The sequence below is a fragment of the Actinoplanes sp. NPDC024001 genome (assembly GCF_040638955.1).
Lineage (GTDB): Bacteria > Actinomycetota > Actinomycetes > Mycobacteriales > Micromonosporaceae > Actinoplanes.
In genome coordinates, this window is record NZ_JBEZZB010000114.1 from 17,672 (window position 1) to 34,696 (window position 17,025).

Genomic DNA, 17,025 nt, shown 5'->3' on the forward strand with positions numbered 1-17,025 from the left:
AAGTGCTGTGCTCGTCCGATGAGCGTTCTGGAGCGGGCACTGCGCTGGTGGGGCCGGCACGGCGGGGTGGCGCAGTTCCACCGGCCGAGCGGGACGGGCGGGCACGTCGCCGGCTGGATCATGGGCCGGCGGGCGTCGAACGTGGCGCGGAACCGGTGGGCGGTGGGGCTGCTCGACGTCCAGCCGGCGGACCGCGTGATCGAGCTGGGATGCGGTCCGGGGGTGGCGCTCGCCGCGCTCGCCGACCGGGCCAACCGGGGAACGGTGGTCGGCGTCGACCATTCGGCGGTGATGATCCGCCAGGCCCGGCGGCGGAACCGGGCAGCGGTGCGGGCCGGCCGGGTACGCCTGATCACCACACCGGTCGAGGATCTGTGCGGCGTCGAAGGGCCCTTCGATGCCGCGCTCGCGGTCAACACCGTCGGCATGTGGCCGGAGCCGGTCGAGCGGCTGCGCGAGATCGCCCGGCTGTTGCGGACCGGCGGGCGCATCGCGCTGGTGTCGCAGCCGCGCTGCCCGGGCGCCACCGCGGCCACGTCGGCGGCGGCCGCCGGGGAACTGGCGGGGCTGCTCACCGAAGCCGGGTTCGAGCGCCTCCACACCGAGACGCTGGACCTCGACCCGCCGGCGGTGTGCGTCCTCGCCCGCCGCATGGATCATGCGACGGCCTGACGCTGCGGCGCGGACCGGCAGAAATCTCCGATCACCCGGCCGAGTTCGGCGGGGTCGGACAGGGGCATCAGGTGGTTGGCGTGGGCGATGGTGGCGATCGTCGAGCCGGGGATCAGGCCGGCCAGGTGGGCGATCAGGCGGTGGGTCGGCGGCGGGCTGGCACTGCCCTGGACCAGCAGAACGGGCGGGCTCAACCGGGCGAGCGCTGCCGGGGCGACGGTCCAGGCGGTGAGGGCGGCCGCCTCCTCGGTGAGGAAGTACCGGCTGTTGTTCATCGCCTCCTCGACGACGGCGGGGCCGAGAGCGCCGGTCATGACGCGGCGATAGTCGGGTCCGCACACCAGGGTCATGAAGGCGTCGAACGCGGCCGGTGCGTCGCCGCGGGCGGTCGCGGCCATCACCGCGCCCATCACGGGGCCGAACTGGGCGTGGAGCAACTCCAGGTCGGCCGGATCGGCGAGGGCGTCCACCAGGGGCGGTTCGCAGAGGCTCAGCGTACGTACGGCTGCGGGGTTGTCGATGGCGAGTTGCAGCGCGACGGCGGCGGCTGAGGAATGCGCGACCACATGGGCGGGTGTGGCGCCGAGCTGCGACAGCAGCGAAGCGGCGTGCTCGGCGTGGTCGGCGATGGTGAGGCCGTGCGGCGCCGGGGCGCCGGTGTAGCCGGCGCGCACCAGGCGGATGACGCGGTGACGCTTGAGCACCGGGTCGCCGGCCAGCGGGGTGAACCAGTCGGCGAGCCCGCCGCCGTGCATCAGCAGCAGGGTCTCGCCGTCGCCGCCGGAGTCGGTGTAGGCGATGTCGGCGGTGGCGGTCCGCCAGCGGGTCATTGCGGTCATGGTGTCCTCCGTGAGATGGGTCAGTCGGCGTAGAGGCGGATCTCGATGCCGTCGGGGTCGTGCAGGCCGACCAGCACCGAGCCGCCCTTGTGCCCGGTCACGACGCCGCCGTGCGGCTGGCCGAGCTCGTCCAGGCGGCGGCGCCAGTCCTGCACGGCGTCGCGCGTCGGCACCGCGAGGGCGAGGAAGTCGAAGCCCGCGACGGCTTGCGCCCGCGCCGGATCGAGGCGCAGGGCCAGGCGCACCGAGCCGGTGGCGTCGCTGAGGGCCAGGCCCCGGACGACGCCGTCCTCGGTGAACTCGATGTCCACGCTCAGGCCGAGCACAGACGTGTACCAGCCGCGGCTGCGATCCAGGTCGGCGACCGGCAGCTTGACGTGATGGACGCCGGACAGATCGGGCATCACATCCACCCTTTCGCTATAGGCGACTCTAGTGAGTTACTAGAGTAGGCTCTAGCGAATGACGAACCGTGTCAACCGGACGACGAAACCCGACAGTGCCGGGCAGCGGCTCACCCGAGCCGAGCAGGCCCGCGCCACCCGCCGGCGGATCGTCGCCGCGGCCGCCGAGCAGTTCCTGCTGCACGGTTACGGGTCGACGCTGCTCGACCAGGTGGCGGAACGGGCCGGGGTCGCGGTGCAGACGGTGTACTTCCATTTCGGGAACAAGCGCACGCTGCTCAAACACGTGATGGACGTGGCGGCGGTCGGCGACGACGAGCCGGTCCCCCTGCTGGAGCGCCCGTGGTTCCGACAGATCCAGGAGGAGGGCGACCCGCGGCGGATCATCGAGCTGTGGCTGGTGGGCGGGCGCGAGATCATGGATCGCGTGGCCCCGCTGATGCGGGTGATGCGGGGCGCCACCGGCACCGAGCCCGAGCTGGCCGCCCAGTGGGAGACCAACCAGCAGCAGACCCGCTCCGCCTACGGGTTGCTCGCCCAGCTTCTCGCCGAGCGCGGTGCGCTCAAGCCGGGGATGGACGTCGAGCAGGCCCGGGACATCGCCTTCACGGTGTCGAGTGTGGAGACCTATCTGCAGTTCACCGACGTCTGCGGGTGGACGCCGGAGCAGTGGCAGGAGCGCACCACCGCGATCCTGACCGCGAGCCTCCTGCGCACGCGGGGTGACTCCTAGGCCGCCAGCATGTGGGTGAGCATGGCGAGCGAGCGGTCGATCGTGTCGAAGCCCCGGGGCAGCATGACTTCCTCGTACGCCTGAATGGCCTCGCCGAAGCCGCTCGCGGCGCAGAGCAGCTGGCTGGAGAGAGTGGCCGCGTCCTGCAGGGCCGTGTTGGCGCCGACGCCGCCGGCCGGCGGCATGGTGTGGATCGCATCGCCGAGCAGCGTGACCGGGCCCGGCTGCCAGGGTTCGACCCGCTCGCTGGCCCGGATGGTGATCGGGAAGAACGAGGCGGCGTCGGCGTGCGCGACGAGAGCGCGCAGTGCCGGATGCCAGTCCGCGGAGAGGTCGGCGGCCATCCGCCACAGGGCGTCGGGCGGCAGCGTGAAAAGGCGTTCGTCCGGCACGCCGAGCTGCTCCGGGGTGGCGACGAAGGCGATCATCAGGTAGTCACGGGCGCCGTCGGGCCGTTCGCGGAACCGCACCGGAGCGAAGCCGGCGCCGTGGCCCGCGTCGGCGCCGACCCAGCAGAAGCCACGGTTGAAGTCGGCGGGGACGAGACCGGCGGTGGCGGCGTCGATCGTCATCCGGCCGTAGAGGCAGCGGAACCCGGCGTCGCGGAGGGTGGCCCGGGGTAGCAGCTGCCGGCGGACGGCCGAGTTGACGCCGTCGGCGCCGATCAGGATGTCGCCCTCGGCGGTGCCGCCTTCAGCGAACCGCACCCGGACCCGGCCCGTGCCGGTCAGCCGGTAGCCGGTGACGGTCCGCCCGAAATGCACCCTGCCGTCGAGGCCGGTGAGCAGGGCCTGCCGGATCGCGTTCCGGTCGACGTGGGTGACCTCGGTGTCGCTGATGCCCGGGAAAGTCTGTGCCGTGAGCCGTTCCAGCCGCTGGTTGTAGCCGGCCACCAGGTCGCCGTTGACGCCGCTGGTGCGGCGGACCTCGGCGAGCACCCGCGCCGGGAGACAGGCGCGCAGCGCGGCGTTGCCGTTCGCGTCGATGTGGAGGCGATAGCCCTGATTGCGGGTCTGCGGCGTGGGGTCCCGCTCGAACACGGCGACGTCCAGGCCGCCCTGGTGCAGTGCCTGCGCGAGTGCCAGTCCGCCGATGCCCGCACCGGCGATGAGGATGGACATGGCGCCTCCCTTCTCGTGGAGTTGCCCTGTTCTCGAGAGTCAGGCAGACGCATGGATTTGTCAAACAGGCGTATGATTAGCTCGTGCCTTCTCCTCGCAGGTCCCCACCACCGTCGGCGCGCCAGCGCGACCCCGAGCGCACCCGCCGTCGGATCCTCGAAGCAGCGGCGGTGGAGTTCGGGGCGCACGGCTTCGCGGGCGCCCGGATCCGGGCGATCGCCGCGCGCGCCGGCGTCAACCAGCAGCTGGTGTCGTACTACTTCGACGGCAAAGAGGGCCTCTACCAGGCCATGTCACAGCAGTGGCAGCAGCGCCGGAGCGAGCTGGTGCCGGCCGGCACGCCGATGCCGGAGCAGGTGCGCCGTTACGCGCGCGAGGTGCTGAGCAACCCCGCGGGCGTTCGGGTGCTCGCCTGGAGCGGGCTGGAGTACAGCGGCGCCGGCGAGCACGGCGCCCCGCCGGAGATGTTCGAGGAGAGCCTGCAACAGCTGCGGGACCTGCAGGCGGCCGGCCGCCTTGCCGCCGAGGTGGATCCGGTCTGCCTGCTGGTCATGTTGATGTCCGCCGCCATGGCGACCACGACCCTGCCGCACGTCATCGAGAGTGTCAGCGGCGCCGATCCACGCTCCGCGGAGTTCGTCGAGCACTATGCCGACCAGCTGGCGCTGGTCGCCCGCCTCATCGGCCTGGAAGCGGGACCGGCATGACGACCGGACCGCTGCGGCAGGCTCGCAACTCCGCTCGCGCGGCGCGGGGCGGGCGGTGATGCTCGGCTCGCTCGCCCATCTCGCCGACCTGCCGGTCACCCCGACCGCTTCGCGGCTGGGCCGCCCCCTGGAGGAGTCTCTCGGCTTCACCGCGGCGGCGCCGTCGACCCGGTGGGCCTAGTCCCAGGTCAGGTTCAGCGTGCTGCGGTAAGCGACCGAGTTACCCCCGGACGCGGCCTCATCTGCCGGTTCAGCGTCCCCGGTCCAGACCTTGACCGCCCGATAGGCGAAGCCGTCCTGGCGCGCCGCCTCCGCCCGGAACCACACCTGCTGCCCCGGCGTCAGCTCCCGATATCCGTCCGTGGCGATGGCGGAGAAGTGCACCCAGCACCCGCCCGGCACATCGGGCCCGTCGATGACTCCCCACCCCCTCGCCGGCGTCATAACCGCGCACTGTCCCGATGCTCGCCATCGGCCCAGTCTGCACCCACCCCCGCACGGTTCATCGGTTAGCCTGGCGATGATGGATCGAGATCTTCTCGCGGCCCGTGAGCTCGCCACCGACCTGGCTGTCCGCGCCGGCCGGTTGCAGCTGGAGCGGCGCGACACCCTGCGGATGGGTGCGCCGAAAGCGCACGCGAACGACGTCGTCTCCGACGTCGACATCGCCAGCGAGCGCCTCATCGTGGACGCCGTCCGCGCGGCCTGGCCCGACGACGCCGTGCAGGCCGAGGAGGGGCACGGCGGCGACGGCACCAGCGGCTGGGTCTGGGTCGTCGACCCGCTGGACGGCACTCGCAACTACATCAGCCGCACCGGCCCGTGGTCGGTCTGCATCGCGCTGTATCACGAGGATCAGGCGCGGATGGCGGTCGTGCACGATCCGGCGGCGAACGAGACCTTCAGCGCCGTCGACGGCGGCGGCGCCCTGCTGAACGGCGAGCCGATCGCGGCCTCCAGCGGCCCGCCCCTGGCGGAGGCGCTGGTGGGCGTCAGCTTCCAGCCCAACCCGCGGACCAAGGAGCGCGCCGGCCGGGTGATCCGGGAGCTGCTGCCGCTGGTCGGTGACATCCGGCGGATCCCGGCCGCGCTGAACCTGGTGTATCAGGCCGCCGGGCGGCTCGACGGCGGCCTGGCGCTGGACACGAAGCTGTGGGACATCGCCGCCGGCGCGCTGATCGCCCGCGAGGCCGGTGTGATCCTCGGCGGGAGTGGGCCGGACTTCTCCACCGAGCTGACCATCGGCGCGGCGCCGCCGCTCTGGCCGGCCCTGTCCGAGCGGGTCCGCGCGGTCGCTTAGAGAGCCGTCAGGCTTTCAGCAGCCGGGCCCCGTTCTGATAGAGCAAGCCATCCCGCATTTCTCAGACCCGGAACTGACCTACGAGCTCCCGCAGCTCGTGCGACATGCCGGCCAGCTGCTCGGCGGTCTGCCGCGACTCCACCACCCCACGGGCGGTGTCCTGGCTGGCGGTCGCGACACCGGTGATGCCGGCGGCGATCTCCCCCGAGCCGGTCGCCGCCTCGGCGATGCTGCGGCCCATCTCCGCGGTGGTCGCGGTCTGCTCCTCGACCGCGGCCGCGATCGTGCTGGAGTGCTCGTTCACCTCGCCGATGATCTCCCCGATCCGTTCGATCGCGGCGACCGCTGCCTCGGTGTCCTGCTGGATCGCCTGCACCCGGCCGCTGATGTCGTCGGTGGCCCGGGCGGTGGCCTGGGCCAGATCCTTCACCTCGCCGGCGACGACCGCGAACCCCTTGCCCAGCTCGCCCGCCCGGGCCGCCTCGATCGTGGCGTTCAGCGCGAGCAGGTTGGTCTGCTCCGCGATCGAGGTGATCAGCTTGACCACCCCGCTGATCTCCCCGCTGGACCGTCCCAGCCGGCCGATCGTGTCGCCGGCGGTGCGGGCGCTGTCCACCCCGGCGGCGGCCACCCCGGCGGCCCGGCCGGCGCCGTCGGCGATCTCGCGGATCGCGGCGTTCATCTCCTCGGTGCCGGCGGCCACGGTCTGCACGTTGCGGGACACCTCCTCGGCGGAGGAGGCGACCATGTCGGACTGCTCGGATGCGGCGTCGGCGGCGTTCGCGATCCGCGCCGACGTCGCGGTGAGCTCGCCGGCGGCGTCGGAGAGGGTCCGGCTGTTCTCGGTGATCGTGGTGAACGCGGCGCGCAGCACGTCGAGGGTCCGGTTCATGGCACGGCCCATCGAGGCGAGCTCGTCGCGGCCGGTGTCCGGCACTCGTACGGTCAAGTCCTTGGCGGCGACGGTCTTGAGGGCCGCGACGGTCGCGGCCAGAGGCCGCGTGATGCTGCGGGTGACGATGACCGCGACCAGCGCGGTGAGCACGAGGCACAGCAGGCCGGCGGCGAGCATGAAGGTCTTCGCGGTGCCGGCGGCGTCGTCGGCGGCCTGTTTCGCGGCGGCCGACCGGCCGCTGGTCGAGGCGACCAGCCCCTCGACCGATTCGATGATCTTTCCCATCCACTGCAGGGACTCCCCCGAGGCGAGGGCGTTCGCGTCGCGGGTGCCGGCGCGGGTGCCGGCCCGGTAGCCGGCGACGATGCGCTCGTCGATGGCCATGAACTGCTCGAACGACTCCTCGGCGGTGTCCGCCAGCGCCGCCTCCTCGGTGGTCAGGCCGAGCGAGCGGAGCCGGCCGAGGTCGTCGCGGAACGCGGCGGTCGAGGCGAGGAACGAGGCGCGCTGGCCGACCGTGTCGTCGGTCGCGCCCTCGACGCCACGGATGGTGTCGAACGCGTAGCCCGTCTGCCAGCCGGCGAAGTCGGCGGTGCGGAACTTGGCCAGCAGGGCGGCCTGGCTGGTGGCGTCGGCCGAGGCCAAATCACTGGTGGCGGTGCGGGCGCGCTCCTGGCCCCACAACCCGATCCCGATGGCGGCGAGCATGCACAGGCAGATGCCGGTGAAGGCAACCCCGAGTCGCATCCCGATCTTGAGGTTGCGGAGCAAGTGCATCATAAACCACCTATAGCATGAAAGGTTCTCATGATGTCGAAGCTTGGCGAAAGCGGCGCCGGATCGGGGCACGGTGCCACCAGGTCAGACATCGCCAGGCCCACTCCGCCGGGCCGTACCGGAACCGGCGCAGCCACCACCCGCTCCACACCGCCTGGATGGCGATGATCGCGACGGTCAGACCGATGATCGCGGGCAGGTCGGCAGTGCTGTCGATGCCGAGCAGCGGACCGCCGACGAGGAACAGCGCGGTCGCGCTGAGATAGTTCGTCAGCGCCATCCGGCCCATCGGCGACAGCACCGCGGAGATCGCCGGGCCGAGCGGCGTGGACAGCAGCAGGAGCAGCCCGCAGCAGTAGGCCAGACCGGTGACGATCCCGGCCAGCGGATCGAGCAGGCTCACCCCACCGCCCGGCCCGCCGATCACGTTGACCACCGGCAGGTCGACGCCGCGCAGCGCCAGCCCGATCCAGACCGCGGTGAGCAGCGCGAACCCGGCGAACGCGATCGCCACCCGGCCGGTGCGGCGCTCCAGCGCGGCCGGCACCTCCAGCATGGCCAGCGCGTAACCGAGGGCGAGCAGGCCGGGGATCGGTCCGTAACCGATCACCAGCTGAGCGCCGGCGAAGAGCAGGACGAGAGCGACGGCCAGCGCGGCCCGGCCACCCAGGAAACTCACCGGCAGCAGCACGAGCAAACCCGCGAGAGCGTACGCCGTAAGCGCCTCCCCCGGGTGAAAGAGAAAGTGGACGGCCCCGATGACCAGCAGGATCAGCAGCCGGCGGGCCAGGATCAGCCGTGGCCGATCGGTGCGCAGCGCCGCCCGGCGCAGGAAGATCCCGAACCCGATGCCGAACAGGATCGAGAAGATCGGGTAGAAGCGCTCGTAGAACAGCAACTGCACGGCGACCGGCATCCGGGTGGCCGTGCCGGACGCCGCCCCGCGGAACACCACCTGCTGATAGATGTTGATGATCAGGATGCCGCAGAGGGCGAAGCCCCGCAGCGTGTCCAGCGCGTGGATGCGCGGCCCGGCGGTGGAGACGTCGTCCGGAGTGGTCATCCTCCGATTCCAGCGCCGCCCGCTCGTACGCCGTCAGCGGTGAAGGTCGCGACCGCGACCTCCTTTCGTCGCATGCCGTGGTCGTTTCGTCGTGACCGTGAGCGCACGACGGGCCGTGCCCCGGCACCTCGGTTACCCTGCTGCCATGGGCCGTAGCCGGGTGTTTCCGGTCGCCACCGACGTGCTGGTGGCGGGCGTCGCGGCGGTGGCCGGCAGCGCGCTGGAGATCGCCGACCCGGACCTGGCCACCAAACACGTCGCCGCGCCCACCGGGGTGTACGTCGCCGCCCAGATCGTCGCCGCGGCGATGCTGCTGGCGCGTCGCCGGCACCCGTACTCTTCGGCGCTGGGCATCGCCGCGATCAGCCTGCTCGTGCCGGCCTGGGCCGCCGTGTTCGCGCCGTACGCGGTCACCGCCTACGGCACCGGCCACCGGTGGCGGCATTGGGCCGTGATCGCCGCCCTGGCCGCGGCGTTCCTGACCGGGGCCCAGGCGTGGGCGATCGACGATCCGGTCACCGCGCCGGCCGTCCTGTTCTGCTCGGCGCTGCTCGGCATGTACTTCCGGGCCCGGCGCGGCCACGCCGACCGGGAACGGCTGCTGCTCACCGAACAGGCCCGGGCCGACGAGCGGATCCGGCTGGCCGGCGAGATGCACGACGTGGTCACCCACCGGATCAACCTGATGGTGCTGCAGGCCGGCGCGCTGCGGGTGAGCACCACCGACCCGGCCACCCGGGCGGCCGCCGAGGAACTGCGGGTGGCCGGGTGCCAGGCCCTGGCCGAGCTGCGCGACCTGGTCGGCGTGCTGCGCCAGGGCGACGCGCCGCCGGCCGCCGCCGATCCGGGACTGGCCGCGCTGGTGGACGAGTCCCGCACGGTCGGCCTGCCGGTGCGGTTGACCGAGGACGGCGACCCGGCGCCGGTCGCACCGACGGTGCGGCGCACCCTCTACCGGGTGGTGCAGGAGTCGTTGACCAACGTGCGCAAGCACGCGCCGGGCGCGGACACCACCGTGACGATCCACTATGGCGGGCAGCAGGTGCGGGCGACGGTCACCAACGCCCGCCCGCGCCGGCGGCCGGAGACGGACCTCACCGCCGCCGGCGGCGGCAGCGGCCTCGACGGCCTGCGCCACCGGGTCGCGGTCGTCGGCGGGACACTCACGGCCGGCGCCACACCGGGCGGCGGATTCACGGTACGGGCGACGCTGCCCGCCTTCGTGCCGACGGCGGTGCCCCGGTGATCCGGATCCTGCTCGTCGACGACGAGCGGATGGTGTGCGCGCACCTGCGTACCATCCTGTCGGCCGCACCGGGCCTGGAGGTGGCCGGCGAGGCCTACGACGGCGCCGAGGCGGTGGAGGCCACGGTCCGGCTGCGGCCCGACGTGGTGCTGATGGACCTGCGGATGCCCGGCGTGGACGGGCTGACCGCGATCGAGCACATCACCGCGCTGCCGTCCCCGCCGAGGATCGTCGCCCTCACCACCTTCGACCTGGACGAGTACGTGCTGCGCGCGCTGCGAGCCGGCGCGGTCGGGTTCCTGCTCAAGTCCACCGCCCCGGAGGACCTGGCCGGCCTGGTCCGCATCGCCGCGGCCGGGCACACCGTGCTGTCGCCGGAGGCGGCCCAGCGGCTGGTCAGCAACACCCCCGACCGGCGGCTGATCGGCTCCCTCACCGAACGCGAGACGGAGGTCCTAGCCGGTCTCGGCGCCGGCCGGTCGAACCAGCAGATCGCCCGGCGCCTGCACCTGTCCGAGGCGACGGTCAAGGGCTACGTCTCGCGGCTGCTGGTCAAGCTGGGCTGCGAGAACCGTACGGAAGCCGCCCTGCTCGGCCACCGGGCGGGCCTGCGCCCCCGCGACTGAGGACGGGGAGTCAGGCGAGCGGGGCGGCGCCGAACGACACCGAGAAGCGCTCGCACCAGATGCTGACGCTGCGGAAGTCGGCCGGGTCGACGTCGGCGCCGATCGGATACACCTGGTCGCCGTGGTTGCCCTTGAGTTTGCCGAGCTCCACGTACGCGCCGTCGTCGAAGACGTGCCAGCCGGCCCGGCCGGTGCGCACCTGCTGGTCGGTGAGCAGGACCCGCAGGTCGGGTCCGTCGCTGGTGTCCAGTCCGGCCAGCTCCAGCCGATGCCCTCCGGCACTGTCCCGCACGATCCGCGCGGTGCCGGTGGTGTCGTGCTCGTGGGTGACGAAGGTGCCCTGCGCCACCACCACCGGCCCGGGCGGGGCGGACGAGCCGCGCGGGGCGGCGGACGGCGCCACGACGGAGAGTGTGTCGGTCACGGTCGTGTCGGTGAACAGCTTCCACGGCTGGAACCAGTACAGGGCCGCCCCGGCGCCGAGACCGAGCACCGCGACGACGATCCAGGTGACGGGCTTGGTGAGCATGGTTCCGAGTCAACCCGGTCCGGCGGCACGCGACCAGGGTGCGACCGCTTACGGATGACTTACGGCCGATCCGGCCCGGCCCCCGGGCGAGCCGCCCTAGAGTCGGAGGGCATGGCGGCCGGGACCAAGGACGATCCGTGGGAGCTGCGCACACCGCCCGGCTCCTCGCAATACACGATGTACCGCGACGAGGCCGCGGATCCGCCCGCGCTCGTCTGCCAGGTCGGCTCGACCCGGCTGACGTACCAGCTGCGGGCCATCGACGACCTGCACGCCTGGCTGCGCGAGAAGGACGACTGGGTGCCGCTGGGCGCCGCCGACGAGAACAAGCCGGCCGCTGACGGCACCGTCGAGGCCTGGGGCCGCTCCCCCGACAACCCGGTCGGCGGCTGGTACGGCCTGCGCAAGGCTACCGCGGCCGGTTCGGCATGTACCTGCCGCCGCTGCTGGAGGAACTGGGTCTGGCCGAACTCACCCACGACGCCCGCAACAACCGGATGCGCGCCCGCTGACGCTCACCCCAGGTGTAGGTGGTCTCCATCGGGAACGGACCCTGCGCGGTCCGCATGACCAGCCGCCGGCCCGGCTCGTAGGCCACGATCTCGTAGGTGTAGCGGCGCGCGATGAGCGCCTCGGTCACCACGTCGACGGCCATGCCCCGAACTCCAGGTTTCCTCAGGCGACGAGGAAGCCGTTCTCCAGGTACCGCGAGATCCCGTCCGCCCGGGCCCGCAGCGCCGCGGCCACCCGGCGGGCCAGCAGGCCCGGCAGCCGCTCGGCGGCCTCGGGTTCGGTGCACCAGGCCCAGCTGCGCAGCTCGTCGGCCGGCAGCCGGATCTGCCCGATCCGCTCCGGCGTGAGCACACCGCCGTCGAAGACGAGCATCAGTCCCTCGGTGCGGTCCGGCCGCGGCGGAACCCAGTCGGTCACCAGCAGCCGGCCCGGCTGCACGGTCAGGCCCAGTTCCTCCTTGAGTTCGCGCGCCGCGGCCGCGTGCGGTGACTCGTCGGCCTCGACCAGACCGCCCGGGATCTCCCAGTAGTCCTTGTAGGTCGGTTCGACCAGCAGCGCCCGGCCCTGGTCGTCGGTCAGCAGGACGCCGGCGCCCATCCGTTTGCGGGGCAGGCTCGCGGTGAAGTCGGTCGTCATCGGGTCGAGGTTAGCTGTGCGCCGGTAGGCGTACCTCGAATCGGCAGCCGCCGGTCACATTGCCGGCCCGGACCTTGCCGCCGTGTGCCTCCACCAGACCGCGCACGATCGCCAGCCCCAGCCCGCCGCCCGCGCCGTCCGGGGTGCGGGCGCGCGTGCCGCGGAACGCGACGTCGAAGACGCGCGGCAGGTCGTCCTCCGGGATGCCGCCGCAGCTGTCCGAGACCGCGAACCAGACCTCGCGCGCGTCGCTGCCCGCGTCGATGTGGATCGAGCCGTTCGCCGGCGTGTACCGCAGCGCGTTGCTCAGCAGGTTGTTGATGATCCGGTTGAGTTCGGCGGCCCCGGCGGTGACCACCGGCCAGCCGCAGTCGGCGGCCACCACGTGCACGCCGCGGCTGACCGCGATCGGGGTCACCGCGGCGACCGCGTCCGAGACGACGTCGGCGAGCGGCAGGTCGGTCGGGGTGAGCCGCAGCGCGCCGGCGTGGATGCGGGACAGTTCGAACAGGTCGTCGACGAGGCCGCTCATCCGGTCGGTCTCGGCGCCGATCCGCCGGTGGTACTCGGCGACGGTCTCCGGGTCGGCGACGACACCGTCCTGCAGCGCCTCGGTCATCGCGCGCAGCCCGGCGAGCGGGGTGCGCAGGTCGTGCGACACCCAGGCGACCAGGTCGCGGCGGCCGGCCTCCATGCGCCGCTCCTGCTCGCGGGCCTGTGCCGCCCACATGGCCGCGGCGGCGAGCCGGCGGCCGAAGGCGATGCCGACCGACAGGCTGACCGCGGTCGACGCGGCCACCGTGACCAGCACGACCTGCAGGTCGTGGCGGGACAGGAACATGGCCCAGCAGACCGTCACGATCGCGGCGACGACCGCGGCGACCGTGATCGCCAGCAGCATGCACACGTGCACGGTGATCGAGCGCCCGCGCAGCAGCCGCAGCACCCCGGCGCCGAGCAGGCCGACGACGGCTCCGGCGGCCAGCGAGTAGAGGCCGATCAGCAGGATGTCACGCATCGCCGGCCGGTTCGTATCGGTAGCCGACGCCCCAGACGGTGACCAGCCGCGCCGGCGCCGCCGGGTCTGATTCGATCTTCTCGCGCAGCCGCCGGACGTGCACGGTGACGGTCGACTGGTCGCCGAACTGCCAGCCCCACACCCGGTCCAGCAGTTCGGCGCGGGACCAGGCCCGGGCCGGGTTGCGCAGCAGGAACTCCAGCAGGTCGAACTCCCGGACGGTCAGGGCGAGCGGCTGCCCGCCGAGCTCGGCGGTGCGCCGGCCGGTGTCGGCGACCAGCTCACCGTCGCGCAGCAGCTGGGGTCGCTGCGGCGCCGCCGGCGCGGTGCGCCGCAACACCGAACGCACCCGCAGCACCAGTTCGCGCGGGCTGAACGGCTTGGTCACGTAGTCGTCGGCGCCCACCTCGAGGCCGAGCACCCGGTCGCTCTCCTCGCCGAGCGCGGTCAGCATGACCACCGGCAGGCCGGGCTGGTCCCGCTGCAGCCGGCGGCACACCTCGAGACCGTCGAGGTCGCCCAGCATCAGGTCGAGCACGACCAGGTCGGGGCGTTCGGCATCGACGGCGGCGAGCGCGGCCAGGCCGTCGGCGGCCAGCCGGACCCGGCAGCCGTCCTGTTCGAGGTATCGGCACACCACGTCACTGACGGTCGGGTCGTCGTCGACGACCAGCACCTGGTGGGTCACCCTCGCAGGCTATCCGGGCGGGCGCCCGCGGCGCCGTGCGCGCGATCTTTCGATTCCCTTACGGCACACCACGGCGACGCCGGCGACCAGCGCCACGATCACCACGAGCCCGATCGGGTACGAACGAGGCAGCACCGTCGGGTTGTCCCCGGTACGGCCGAAGCCCAGCACCAGTGGCAGCGCGACCACGGTGACCGCGAGACAGACGACCCCCGCCGCCCGCACCGTGGCCCGCCGGCCCTCCGGGACGACGCGGCTGATCACCGCACCCGCGACCAGCACCAGCGGCAGGAACACCGCGTCGTGCAGCACCACCACCGCCATCAGGAACACCAGCACCCCGAGCTGGTCGACGTCCGGGTCGCCGGCCGCGCCGATCACCGCGCATCCGATCACCAGCACTCCCCCGGCGATCAGCACCCGTCTCACCGGACGCTCCGTACCGTGATCCGGCCCAGCCATTTGGTCTGCAGGACGCCGGGCCGGTTCGGCGCGATCAGCCGGGCCGGATAGCCGTGGTCGAGGGCGAGCGGCTCACCGCCGAGCCGCAACGCGACCAGGGTGAGGCGGTCGTCCAGGTGCGCTCCGGCCACCACCGAGGTGCGGTAGCGGCCGGCGGCCTGCAGCGACTCCGCGACCGCCTCGCATCGGGCCGGGTCCGCGCCGAGCAGGCCGGCGAGGTCGCGCAGCCGCACCCCGGACCAGGTGCCGGTCGCGCTCCACCCCTCCACGCAGGCGATCGGCAGCACCGCGGTGTGCTGCGGCAGCGCCTCCAGGTCGGCGAGGCTCAGCCGCAGTGTCCGGCCCGGCCCGGAGAGGATCAGCCGGTAGTCCGGGTCGAGCGCGGTGTCGCGTACCCCGGCCGCGGCGGCGGTGCGGTTGACCGGCAGGCCCTGCGGTCCGGTGCCGGGCCGGCGGGGCGCGAGCAGCGACACCGCGGCGAGCGGCCGTACGGTCTGCCCCACGGTCGCCACGGTGATCACCGCGGCGGCCGCGCCGACCGTGAGCAGCAGCTGCCGGCGGTCGCTGTCCGGCGTCCCGGGCCGGCGCAGCGCCTCCCGGACGACCGGCGCCTTCACCCCGATGTGGATCAGCAGGGCGCCGGTCAGCAGCCAGGCCACCCAGTAGTGGCCGGCGGTGAAGAAGAACGGCATCGGCGCGTACCAGTGGGCGATGTTGAGCAGCCCGCTGATCACCTGGAACAGGGCCGCAGCGACCAGCGCCGCGATGGACAGCCGTTGCGCGGCGTGCCGCACGCCGCGCAGCGGCGGCCAGCTGAACAGCCGCGGGTAGACCGACCACAGCTTCACCCCGAGAAGCGGCACACTGGCCAGCCCGGTCGCCACGTGCACCCCCTGGGTGACGCGGTAGAGACCGACCGGCCGCGACGGCCACCGGAACCAGCCCGGGGGCTGCTGGATCAGGTGGCTGAGCACGCCGGTGAGCAGGCAGATCCCGAAGGCGGCGGCGAGCGCGACACCGAGCAGGCTGGTCAGCCGCGCCGACCGCAGCCGCGACGGGAAGGCGCCGGCCCGGAACGGGCCGATCGGCTCGTCGAGCCAGCCGAGGACGCGGTTCACGCGCGCGCCAAGGTGGCGAACCATCGCCCGGCCTCCGTCCACTTGCGGTGGATGCGCAGCCCCGCCGCGCGAGCCGGCGCGGCGAGTTCGTCGGCGGCGATCTGCGCCCAGCGCAGCGGCGCGCCCGGGCCGCCCGTGGTGTCGCGCAGCGTGGCGGCGCCCGCCCAGGTGCCGGTGCCGGGTGGTTCGAGCTCGGTGTGGATGCGCCCGTGCGGGCCGAGCAGGTCCCGGCACCGCCGCAGCAGCGCGGCCGGATCGCCACCGATGCCGACGTTGCCGTCGGCCAGCAACAGGTGCTCCCAGCGGCCCTGACCGGGCACCGGCGCGAACACGTCGCGGCGCAGCGCCGAGGCGCCGCGCAGCCGGGCCAGATGTACGGCGGCGGCGCTCACGTCGATGCCCAGCGCCGGCCGTCCCCGCCCGAGCAGCGCCCGGGTGAGCCGTCCCGGGCCGCAGCCGACGTCCAGGGTCGCGCCGGTGCACCGGTCCAGCAGTCCGGCGTCGCCGGGCCGGTCCGCCCGGCACCACCCGGCCGCGTCGAACCGCTGCTCACGCCCGTCGGCGCCGCGCAGCACCAGGGTCGCCTCCGCGCCACCGGCCGCTCGCGACAGCGCCCGGTCGTAGACGTCCAGCGCCGCCTGCTCGTCCGGCGGACAGATCACCACCGCGGTCATGCCACCCGCCCCTCGCTCCGGGCGCCCACCGCGGTCATGCCGCCCGCCCCTCGTTCCGGGCGCCCCACCGTGGCCAGGACGCGGTCGACCGCCGCCGGGAACCGGTTCCCGTCCGGGCAGTCGCCGGCCACCGCGATCGCATCGGCTGCGGTGTCCACGTCGCGCAGGAGTGGCAGCAGCACCGGCCGCAGGCCACGACCGTGCAGCGCGGCAAGGGTGCGCTCGCCGGTCACCGCGGTCGACATCGGCACGTCCGGCAGCACCCGGGCGGCATCCGGGTCCGCCAGGCCGAGCGCCCACCACCCGCCGTCGGCGGCGAGCCCGAGCACCGCGTTCTCGCGACACAGCGTGTCGGCAGCCGCCGCCAGCAGGGCGGGCGTCACCTGCGGGGTGTCCATGCCGATCAGCAGCGACGGCACACCGGGCACAGCGGCGTCCTCGAACGCGTTGGCCAGCCGCTCCCCCAGACCCGCGCCGCGCTGCGGCACACCCGACCAGCCCGGCGGAACCGGATGCTCGCCGTCGAGCACCAGCGTGTGCCGCACCGCCGCCACCTCCCGCGCGGCATCGAGAGTGTCCGCCAGCGCGGCCGCCGCGATCGTCGCGGCCTCCCGCGGCGTGCACGGCGGACAGAGCCGGGTCTTCACCCGGCCGGGAACGGGCGCCTTCGCCAGCACCAGGATCTGGATCATCGGCTCAGCACCGCCCGCATGTCGTGGATCGCGCGCAGCGTCCCGCGCACGGTGCCGGTCACCTTCGAGCGGGTTCCGGCCGCCCGGGGCCGGTAGGCGACGTCGACCTCCCGAACCCGCCAGCCGGCCCGGGCCGCGCCGAGCAGCAGCTCCAGCGGATAGCCGAAGCGGCGGTCCCGCAGGTCGAGAGCGAGCAGGTCGCTGCGGCGGGCGGCCCGGATCGGCGCGATGTCGTGCACCGGCAGGCCCGTCTCCCGGCGGATCCGGCGGGCCAGCACCGCGTTGCCGAGCCGGGCGTGCGGCGGCCACGCG

Annotated in this window: 21 protein-coding genes and 2 pseudogenes; 8 read left to right on the top strand and 15 right to left on the bottom strand. The window is 73.5% G+C overall.

The genetic code is table 11. The annotated features are described in order from the left end of the window. The first annotated feature begins 18 nt into the window (after positions 1-18). Entirely contained in the window at positions 19-672 is a 654-nt protein-coding gene (locus AB0F81_RS34435) for a class I SAM-dependent methyltransferase (RefSeq protein WP_360204035.1), read from the top strand. On the opposite strand, the gene AB0F81_RS34440 is transcribed toward AB0F81_RS34435, so the two are convergent. Both AB0F81_RS34440 and AB0F81_RS34445 read right to left on the bottom strand, forming a co-directional pair. After that, positions 657-1,511, bottom strand: a complete 855-nt coding sequence (locus AB0F81_RS34440) for an alpha/beta hydrolase (protein ID WP_360204037.1) — start codon at positions 1,509-1,511, stop codon at positions 657-659. The two genes, AB0F81_RS34435 and AB0F81_RS34440, sit on opposite strands and share 16 nt — an antisense overlap. Before the next feature lie 20 nt (positions 1,512-1,531). Beyond that, on the bottom strand, positions 1,532-1,915 hold the full coding sequence (locus AB0F81_RS34445; protein WP_360204039.1) for a VOC family protein: 384 nt from the start codon (positions 1,913-1,915) through the stop codon (positions 1,532-1,534). A 58-nt stretch (positions 1,916-1,973) separates the two neighbouring features. Here AB0F81_RS34445 and AB0F81_RS34450 point away from each other — a divergent pair, with 58 nt between their 5' ends. After that, positions 1,974-2,648, top strand: coding sequence for a helix-turn-helix domain-containing protein (locus tag AB0F81_RS34450; RefSeq protein WP_360204040.1), 675 nt, complete (start codon positions 1,974-1,976; stop codon positions 2,646-2,648). Here the strand turns inward: AB0F81_RS34450 and AB0F81_RS34455 are convergent. After that, positions 2,645-3,769, bottom strand: coding sequence for an NAD(P)/FAD-dependent oxidoreductase (locus tag AB0F81_RS34455; RefSeq protein WP_360204042.1), 1,125 nt, complete (start codon positions 3,767-3,769; stop codon positions 2,645-2,647). The genes AB0F81_RS34450 and AB0F81_RS34455 overlap by 4 nt on opposite strands. A gap of 83 nt (positions 3,770-3,852) precedes the next feature. Between AB0F81_RS34455 and AB0F81_RS34460 the strand changes: the two genes are divergently transcribed. Both AB0F81_RS34460 and AB0F81_RS34465 read left to right on the top strand, forming a co-directional pair. After that, on the top strand, positions 3,853-4,476 hold the full coding sequence (locus tag AB0F81_RS34460) for a TetR family transcriptional regulator (protein ID WP_360204044.1): 624 nt from the start codon (positions 3,853-3,855) through the stop codon (positions 4,474-4,476). A 55-nt stretch (positions 4,477-4,531) separates the two neighbouring features. Further along, positions 4,532-4,657, top strand: coding sequence for a hypothetical protein (locus tag AB0F81_RS34465; RefSeq protein WP_360204046.1), 126 nt, complete (start codon positions 4,532-4,534; stop codon positions 4,655-4,657). On the opposite strand, the gene AB0F81_RS34470 is transcribed toward AB0F81_RS34465, so the two are convergent. Continuing rightward, positions 4,654-4,920, bottom strand: a complete 267-nt coding sequence (locus tag AB0F81_RS34470) for a cold shock domain-containing protein (RefSeq protein ID WP_360204048.1) — start codon at positions 4,918-4,920, stop codon at positions 4,654-4,656. The genes AB0F81_RS34465 and AB0F81_RS34470 overlap by 4 nt on opposite strands. Positions 4,921-4,999: 79 nt before the next feature. Between AB0F81_RS34470 and AB0F81_RS34475 the strand changes: the two genes are divergently transcribed. Continuing rightward, entirely contained in the window at positions 5,000-5,776 is a 777-nt protein-coding gene (locus AB0F81_RS34475) for an inositol monophosphatase family protein (protein WP_360204050.1), read from the top strand. A gap of 61 nt (positions 5,777-5,837) precedes the next feature. On the opposite strand, the gene AB0F81_RS34480 is transcribed toward AB0F81_RS34475, so the two are convergent. Both AB0F81_RS34480 and AB0F81_RS34485 read right to left on the bottom strand, forming a co-directional pair. After that, positions 5,838-7,451, bottom strand: a complete 1,614-nt coding sequence (locus AB0F81_RS34480) for a methyl-accepting chemotaxis protein (protein ID WP_360204052.1) — start codon at positions 7,449-7,451, stop codon at positions 5,838-5,840. 25 nt (positions 7,452-7,476) lie between these two features. Beyond that, a complete protein-coding gene (locus tag AB0F81_RS34485) occupies positions 7,477-8,511 on the bottom strand; it encodes a DUF418 domain-containing protein (RefSeq protein WP_360204054.1) in 1,035 nt (344 codons plus the stop codon). Positions 8,512-8,656: 145 nt separating this feature from the next. On the opposite strand from AB0F81_RS34485, the gene AB0F81_RS34490 reads away from it, so the two are divergent. Both AB0F81_RS34490 and AB0F81_RS34495 read left to right on the top strand, forming a co-directional pair. Then, positions 8,657-9,757, top strand: coding sequence for a histidine kinase (locus AB0F81_RS34490; RefSeq protein ID WP_360204056.1), 1,101 nt, complete (start codon positions 8,657-8,659; stop codon positions 9,755-9,757). Next, a complete protein-coding gene (locus tag AB0F81_RS34495) occupies positions 9,754-10,383 on the top strand; it encodes a response regulator transcription factor (protein ID WP_360204058.1) in 630 nt (209 codons plus the stop codon). The genes AB0F81_RS34490 and AB0F81_RS34495 overlap by 4 nt, the downstream gene beginning before the upstream one ends. Before the next feature lie 10 nt (positions 10,384-10,393). Here the strand turns inward: AB0F81_RS34495 and AB0F81_RS34500 are convergent, their stop codons facing one another. Continuing rightward, positions 10,394-10,912 (bottom strand): DM13 domain-containing protein, encoded by a 519-nt coding sequence (locus AB0F81_RS34500; protein WP_360204060.1) that lies wholly within the window; start codon positions 10,910-10,912, stop codon positions 10,394-10,396. A gap of 177 nt (positions 10,913-11,089) precedes the next feature. Between AB0F81_RS34500 and AB0F81_RS34505 the strand changes: the two are divergent. Then, positions 11,090-11,424: pseudogene (locus AB0F81_RS34505) on the top strand (DUF6855 family protein). Positions 11,425-11,587: 163 nt separating this feature from the next. Here AB0F81_RS34505 and AB0F81_RS34510 read toward each other — a convergent pair. The 8 genes and pseudogenes from AB0F81_RS34510 to AB0F81_RS34545 form a co-directional block, all read right to left on the bottom strand. Next, the gene (locus AB0F81_RS34510) at positions 11,588-12,061 is read right to left on the bottom strand and encodes an NUDIX hydrolase (protein ID WP_360204062.1); all 474 of its coding nucleotides are present in this window, start codon (positions 12,059-12,061) and stop codon (positions 11,588-11,590) included. Positions 12,062-12,071: 10 nt separating this feature from the next. Beyond that, positions 12,072-13,079 (bottom strand): HAMP domain-containing sensor histidine kinase, encoded by a 1,008-nt coding sequence (locus AB0F81_RS34515; RefSeq protein ID WP_360204063.1) that lies wholly within the window; start codon positions 13,077-13,079, stop codon positions 12,072-12,074. Then, positions 13,072-13,767 carry a response regulator transcription factor gene (locus AB0F81_RS34520; RefSeq protein ID WP_360204064.1) on the bottom strand — a complete coding sequence of 232 codons (696 nt, stop codon included), beginning with the start codon at positions 13,765-13,767 and terminating at the stop codon, positions 13,072-13,074. The genes AB0F81_RS34515 and AB0F81_RS34520 overlap by 8 nt, the downstream gene beginning before the upstream one ends. 9 nt (positions 13,768-13,776) lie before the next feature. Then, positions 13,777-14,196: a hypothetical protein gene (locus AB0F81_RS34525; protein WP_360204066.1), complete on the bottom strand. Its 420-nt coding sequence runs from the start codon at positions 14,194-14,196 to the stop codon at positions 13,777-13,779. Beyond that, on the bottom strand, positions 14,193-15,347 hold the full coding sequence (locus tag AB0F81_RS34530; protein WP_360204067.1) for a molybdopterin-dependent oxidoreductase: 1,155 nt from the start codon (positions 15,345-15,347) through the stop codon (positions 14,193-14,195). The genes AB0F81_RS34525 and AB0F81_RS34530 overlap by 4 nt, the downstream gene beginning before the upstream one ends. Continuing rightward, positions 15,344-16,021, bottom strand: a complete 678-nt coding sequence (locus AB0F81_RS34535; RefSeq protein WP_360204069.1) for a class I SAM-dependent methyltransferase — start codon at positions 16,019-16,021, stop codon at positions 15,344-15,346. Before AB0F81_RS34535 ends, AB0F81_RS34530 begins: the two co-directional genes overlap by 4 nt. Next, positions 16,018-16,713: a DUF2064 domain-containing protein gene (locus tag AB0F81_RS34540; RefSeq protein ID WP_360204070.1), complete on the bottom strand. Its 696-nt coding sequence runs from the start codon at positions 16,711-16,713 to the stop codon at positions 16,018-16,020. Before AB0F81_RS34540 ends, AB0F81_RS34535 begins: the two co-directional genes overlap by 4 nt. Next, positions 16,710-17,025 (bottom strand): annotated as a pseudogene (locus AB0F81_RS34545) (glycosyltransferase); the annotation flags it as partial. The pseudogene AB0F81_RS34545 and the gene AB0F81_RS34540, both read right to left, overlap by 4 nt.

What these genes read in the sequence shown, in the direction of transcription:
- AB0F81_RS34435 (WP_360204035.1), top strand. Translation starts at nt 19, where the DNA reads ATGAGCGTTCTGGAGCGGGCACTGCGCTGGTGGGGCCGGCACGGCGGG.
- AB0F81_RS34440 (WP_360204037.1), bottom strand. Translation starts at nt 1,511, where the DNA reads ATGACCGCAATGACCCGCTGGCGGACCGCCACCGCCGACATCGCCTAC.
- AB0F81_RS34445 (WP_360204039.1), bottom strand. Translation starts at nt 1,915, where the DNA reads ATGCCCGATCTGTCCGGCGTCCATCACGTCAAGCTGCCGGTCGCCGAC.
- AB0F81_RS34450 (WP_360204040.1), top strand. Translation starts at nt 1,974, where the DNA reads ATGACGAACCGTGTCAACCGGACGACGAAACCCGACAGTGCCGGGCAG.
- AB0F81_RS34455 (WP_360204042.1), bottom strand. Translation starts at nt 3,769, where the DNA reads ATGTCCATCCTCATCGCCGGTGCGGGCATCGGCGGACTGGCACTCGCG.
- AB0F81_RS34470 (WP_360204048.1), bottom strand. Translation starts at nt 4,920, where the DNA reads ATGACGCCGGCGAGGGGGTGGGGAGTCATCGACGGGCCCGATGTGCCG.
- AB0F81_RS34475 (WP_360204050.1), top strand. Translation starts at nt 5,000, where the DNA reads ATGGATCGAGATCTTCTCGCGGCCCGTGAGCTCGCCACCGACCTGGCT.
- AB0F81_RS34480 (WP_360204052.1), bottom strand. Translation starts at nt 7,451, where the DNA reads ATGATGCACTTGCTCCGCAACCTCAAGATCGGGATGCGACTCGGGGTT.
- AB0F81_RS34485 (WP_360204054.1), bottom strand. Translation starts at nt 8,511, where the DNA reads ATGACCACTCCGGACGACGTCTCCACCGCCGGGCCGCGCATCCACGCG.
- AB0F81_RS34490 (WP_360204056.1), top strand. Translation starts at nt 8,657, where the DNA reads ATGGGCCGTAGCCGGGTGTTTCCGGTCGCCACCGACGTGCTGGTGGCG.
- AB0F81_RS34500 (WP_360204060.1), bottom strand. Translation starts at nt 10,912, where the DNA reads ATGCTCACCAAGCCCGTCACCTGGATCGTCGTCGCGGTGCTCGGTCTC.
- AB0F81_RS34510 (WP_360204062.1), bottom strand. Translation starts at nt 12,061, where the DNA reads ATGACGACCGACTTCACCGCGAGCCTGCCCCGCAAACGGATGGGCGCC.
- AB0F81_RS34515 (WP_360204063.1), bottom strand. Translation starts at nt 13,079, where the DNA reads ATGCGTGACATCCTGCTGATCGGCCTCTACTCGCTGGCCGCCGGAGCC.
- AB0F81_RS34535 (WP_360204069.1), bottom strand. Translation starts at nt 16,021, where the DNA reads ATGACCGCGGTGGTGATCTGTCCGCCGGACGAGCAGGCGGCGCTGGAC.
- AB0F81_RS34540 (WP_360204070.1), bottom strand. Translation starts at nt 16,713, where the DNA reads ATGATCCAGATCCTGGTGCTGGCGAAGGCGCCCGTTCCCGGCCGGGTG.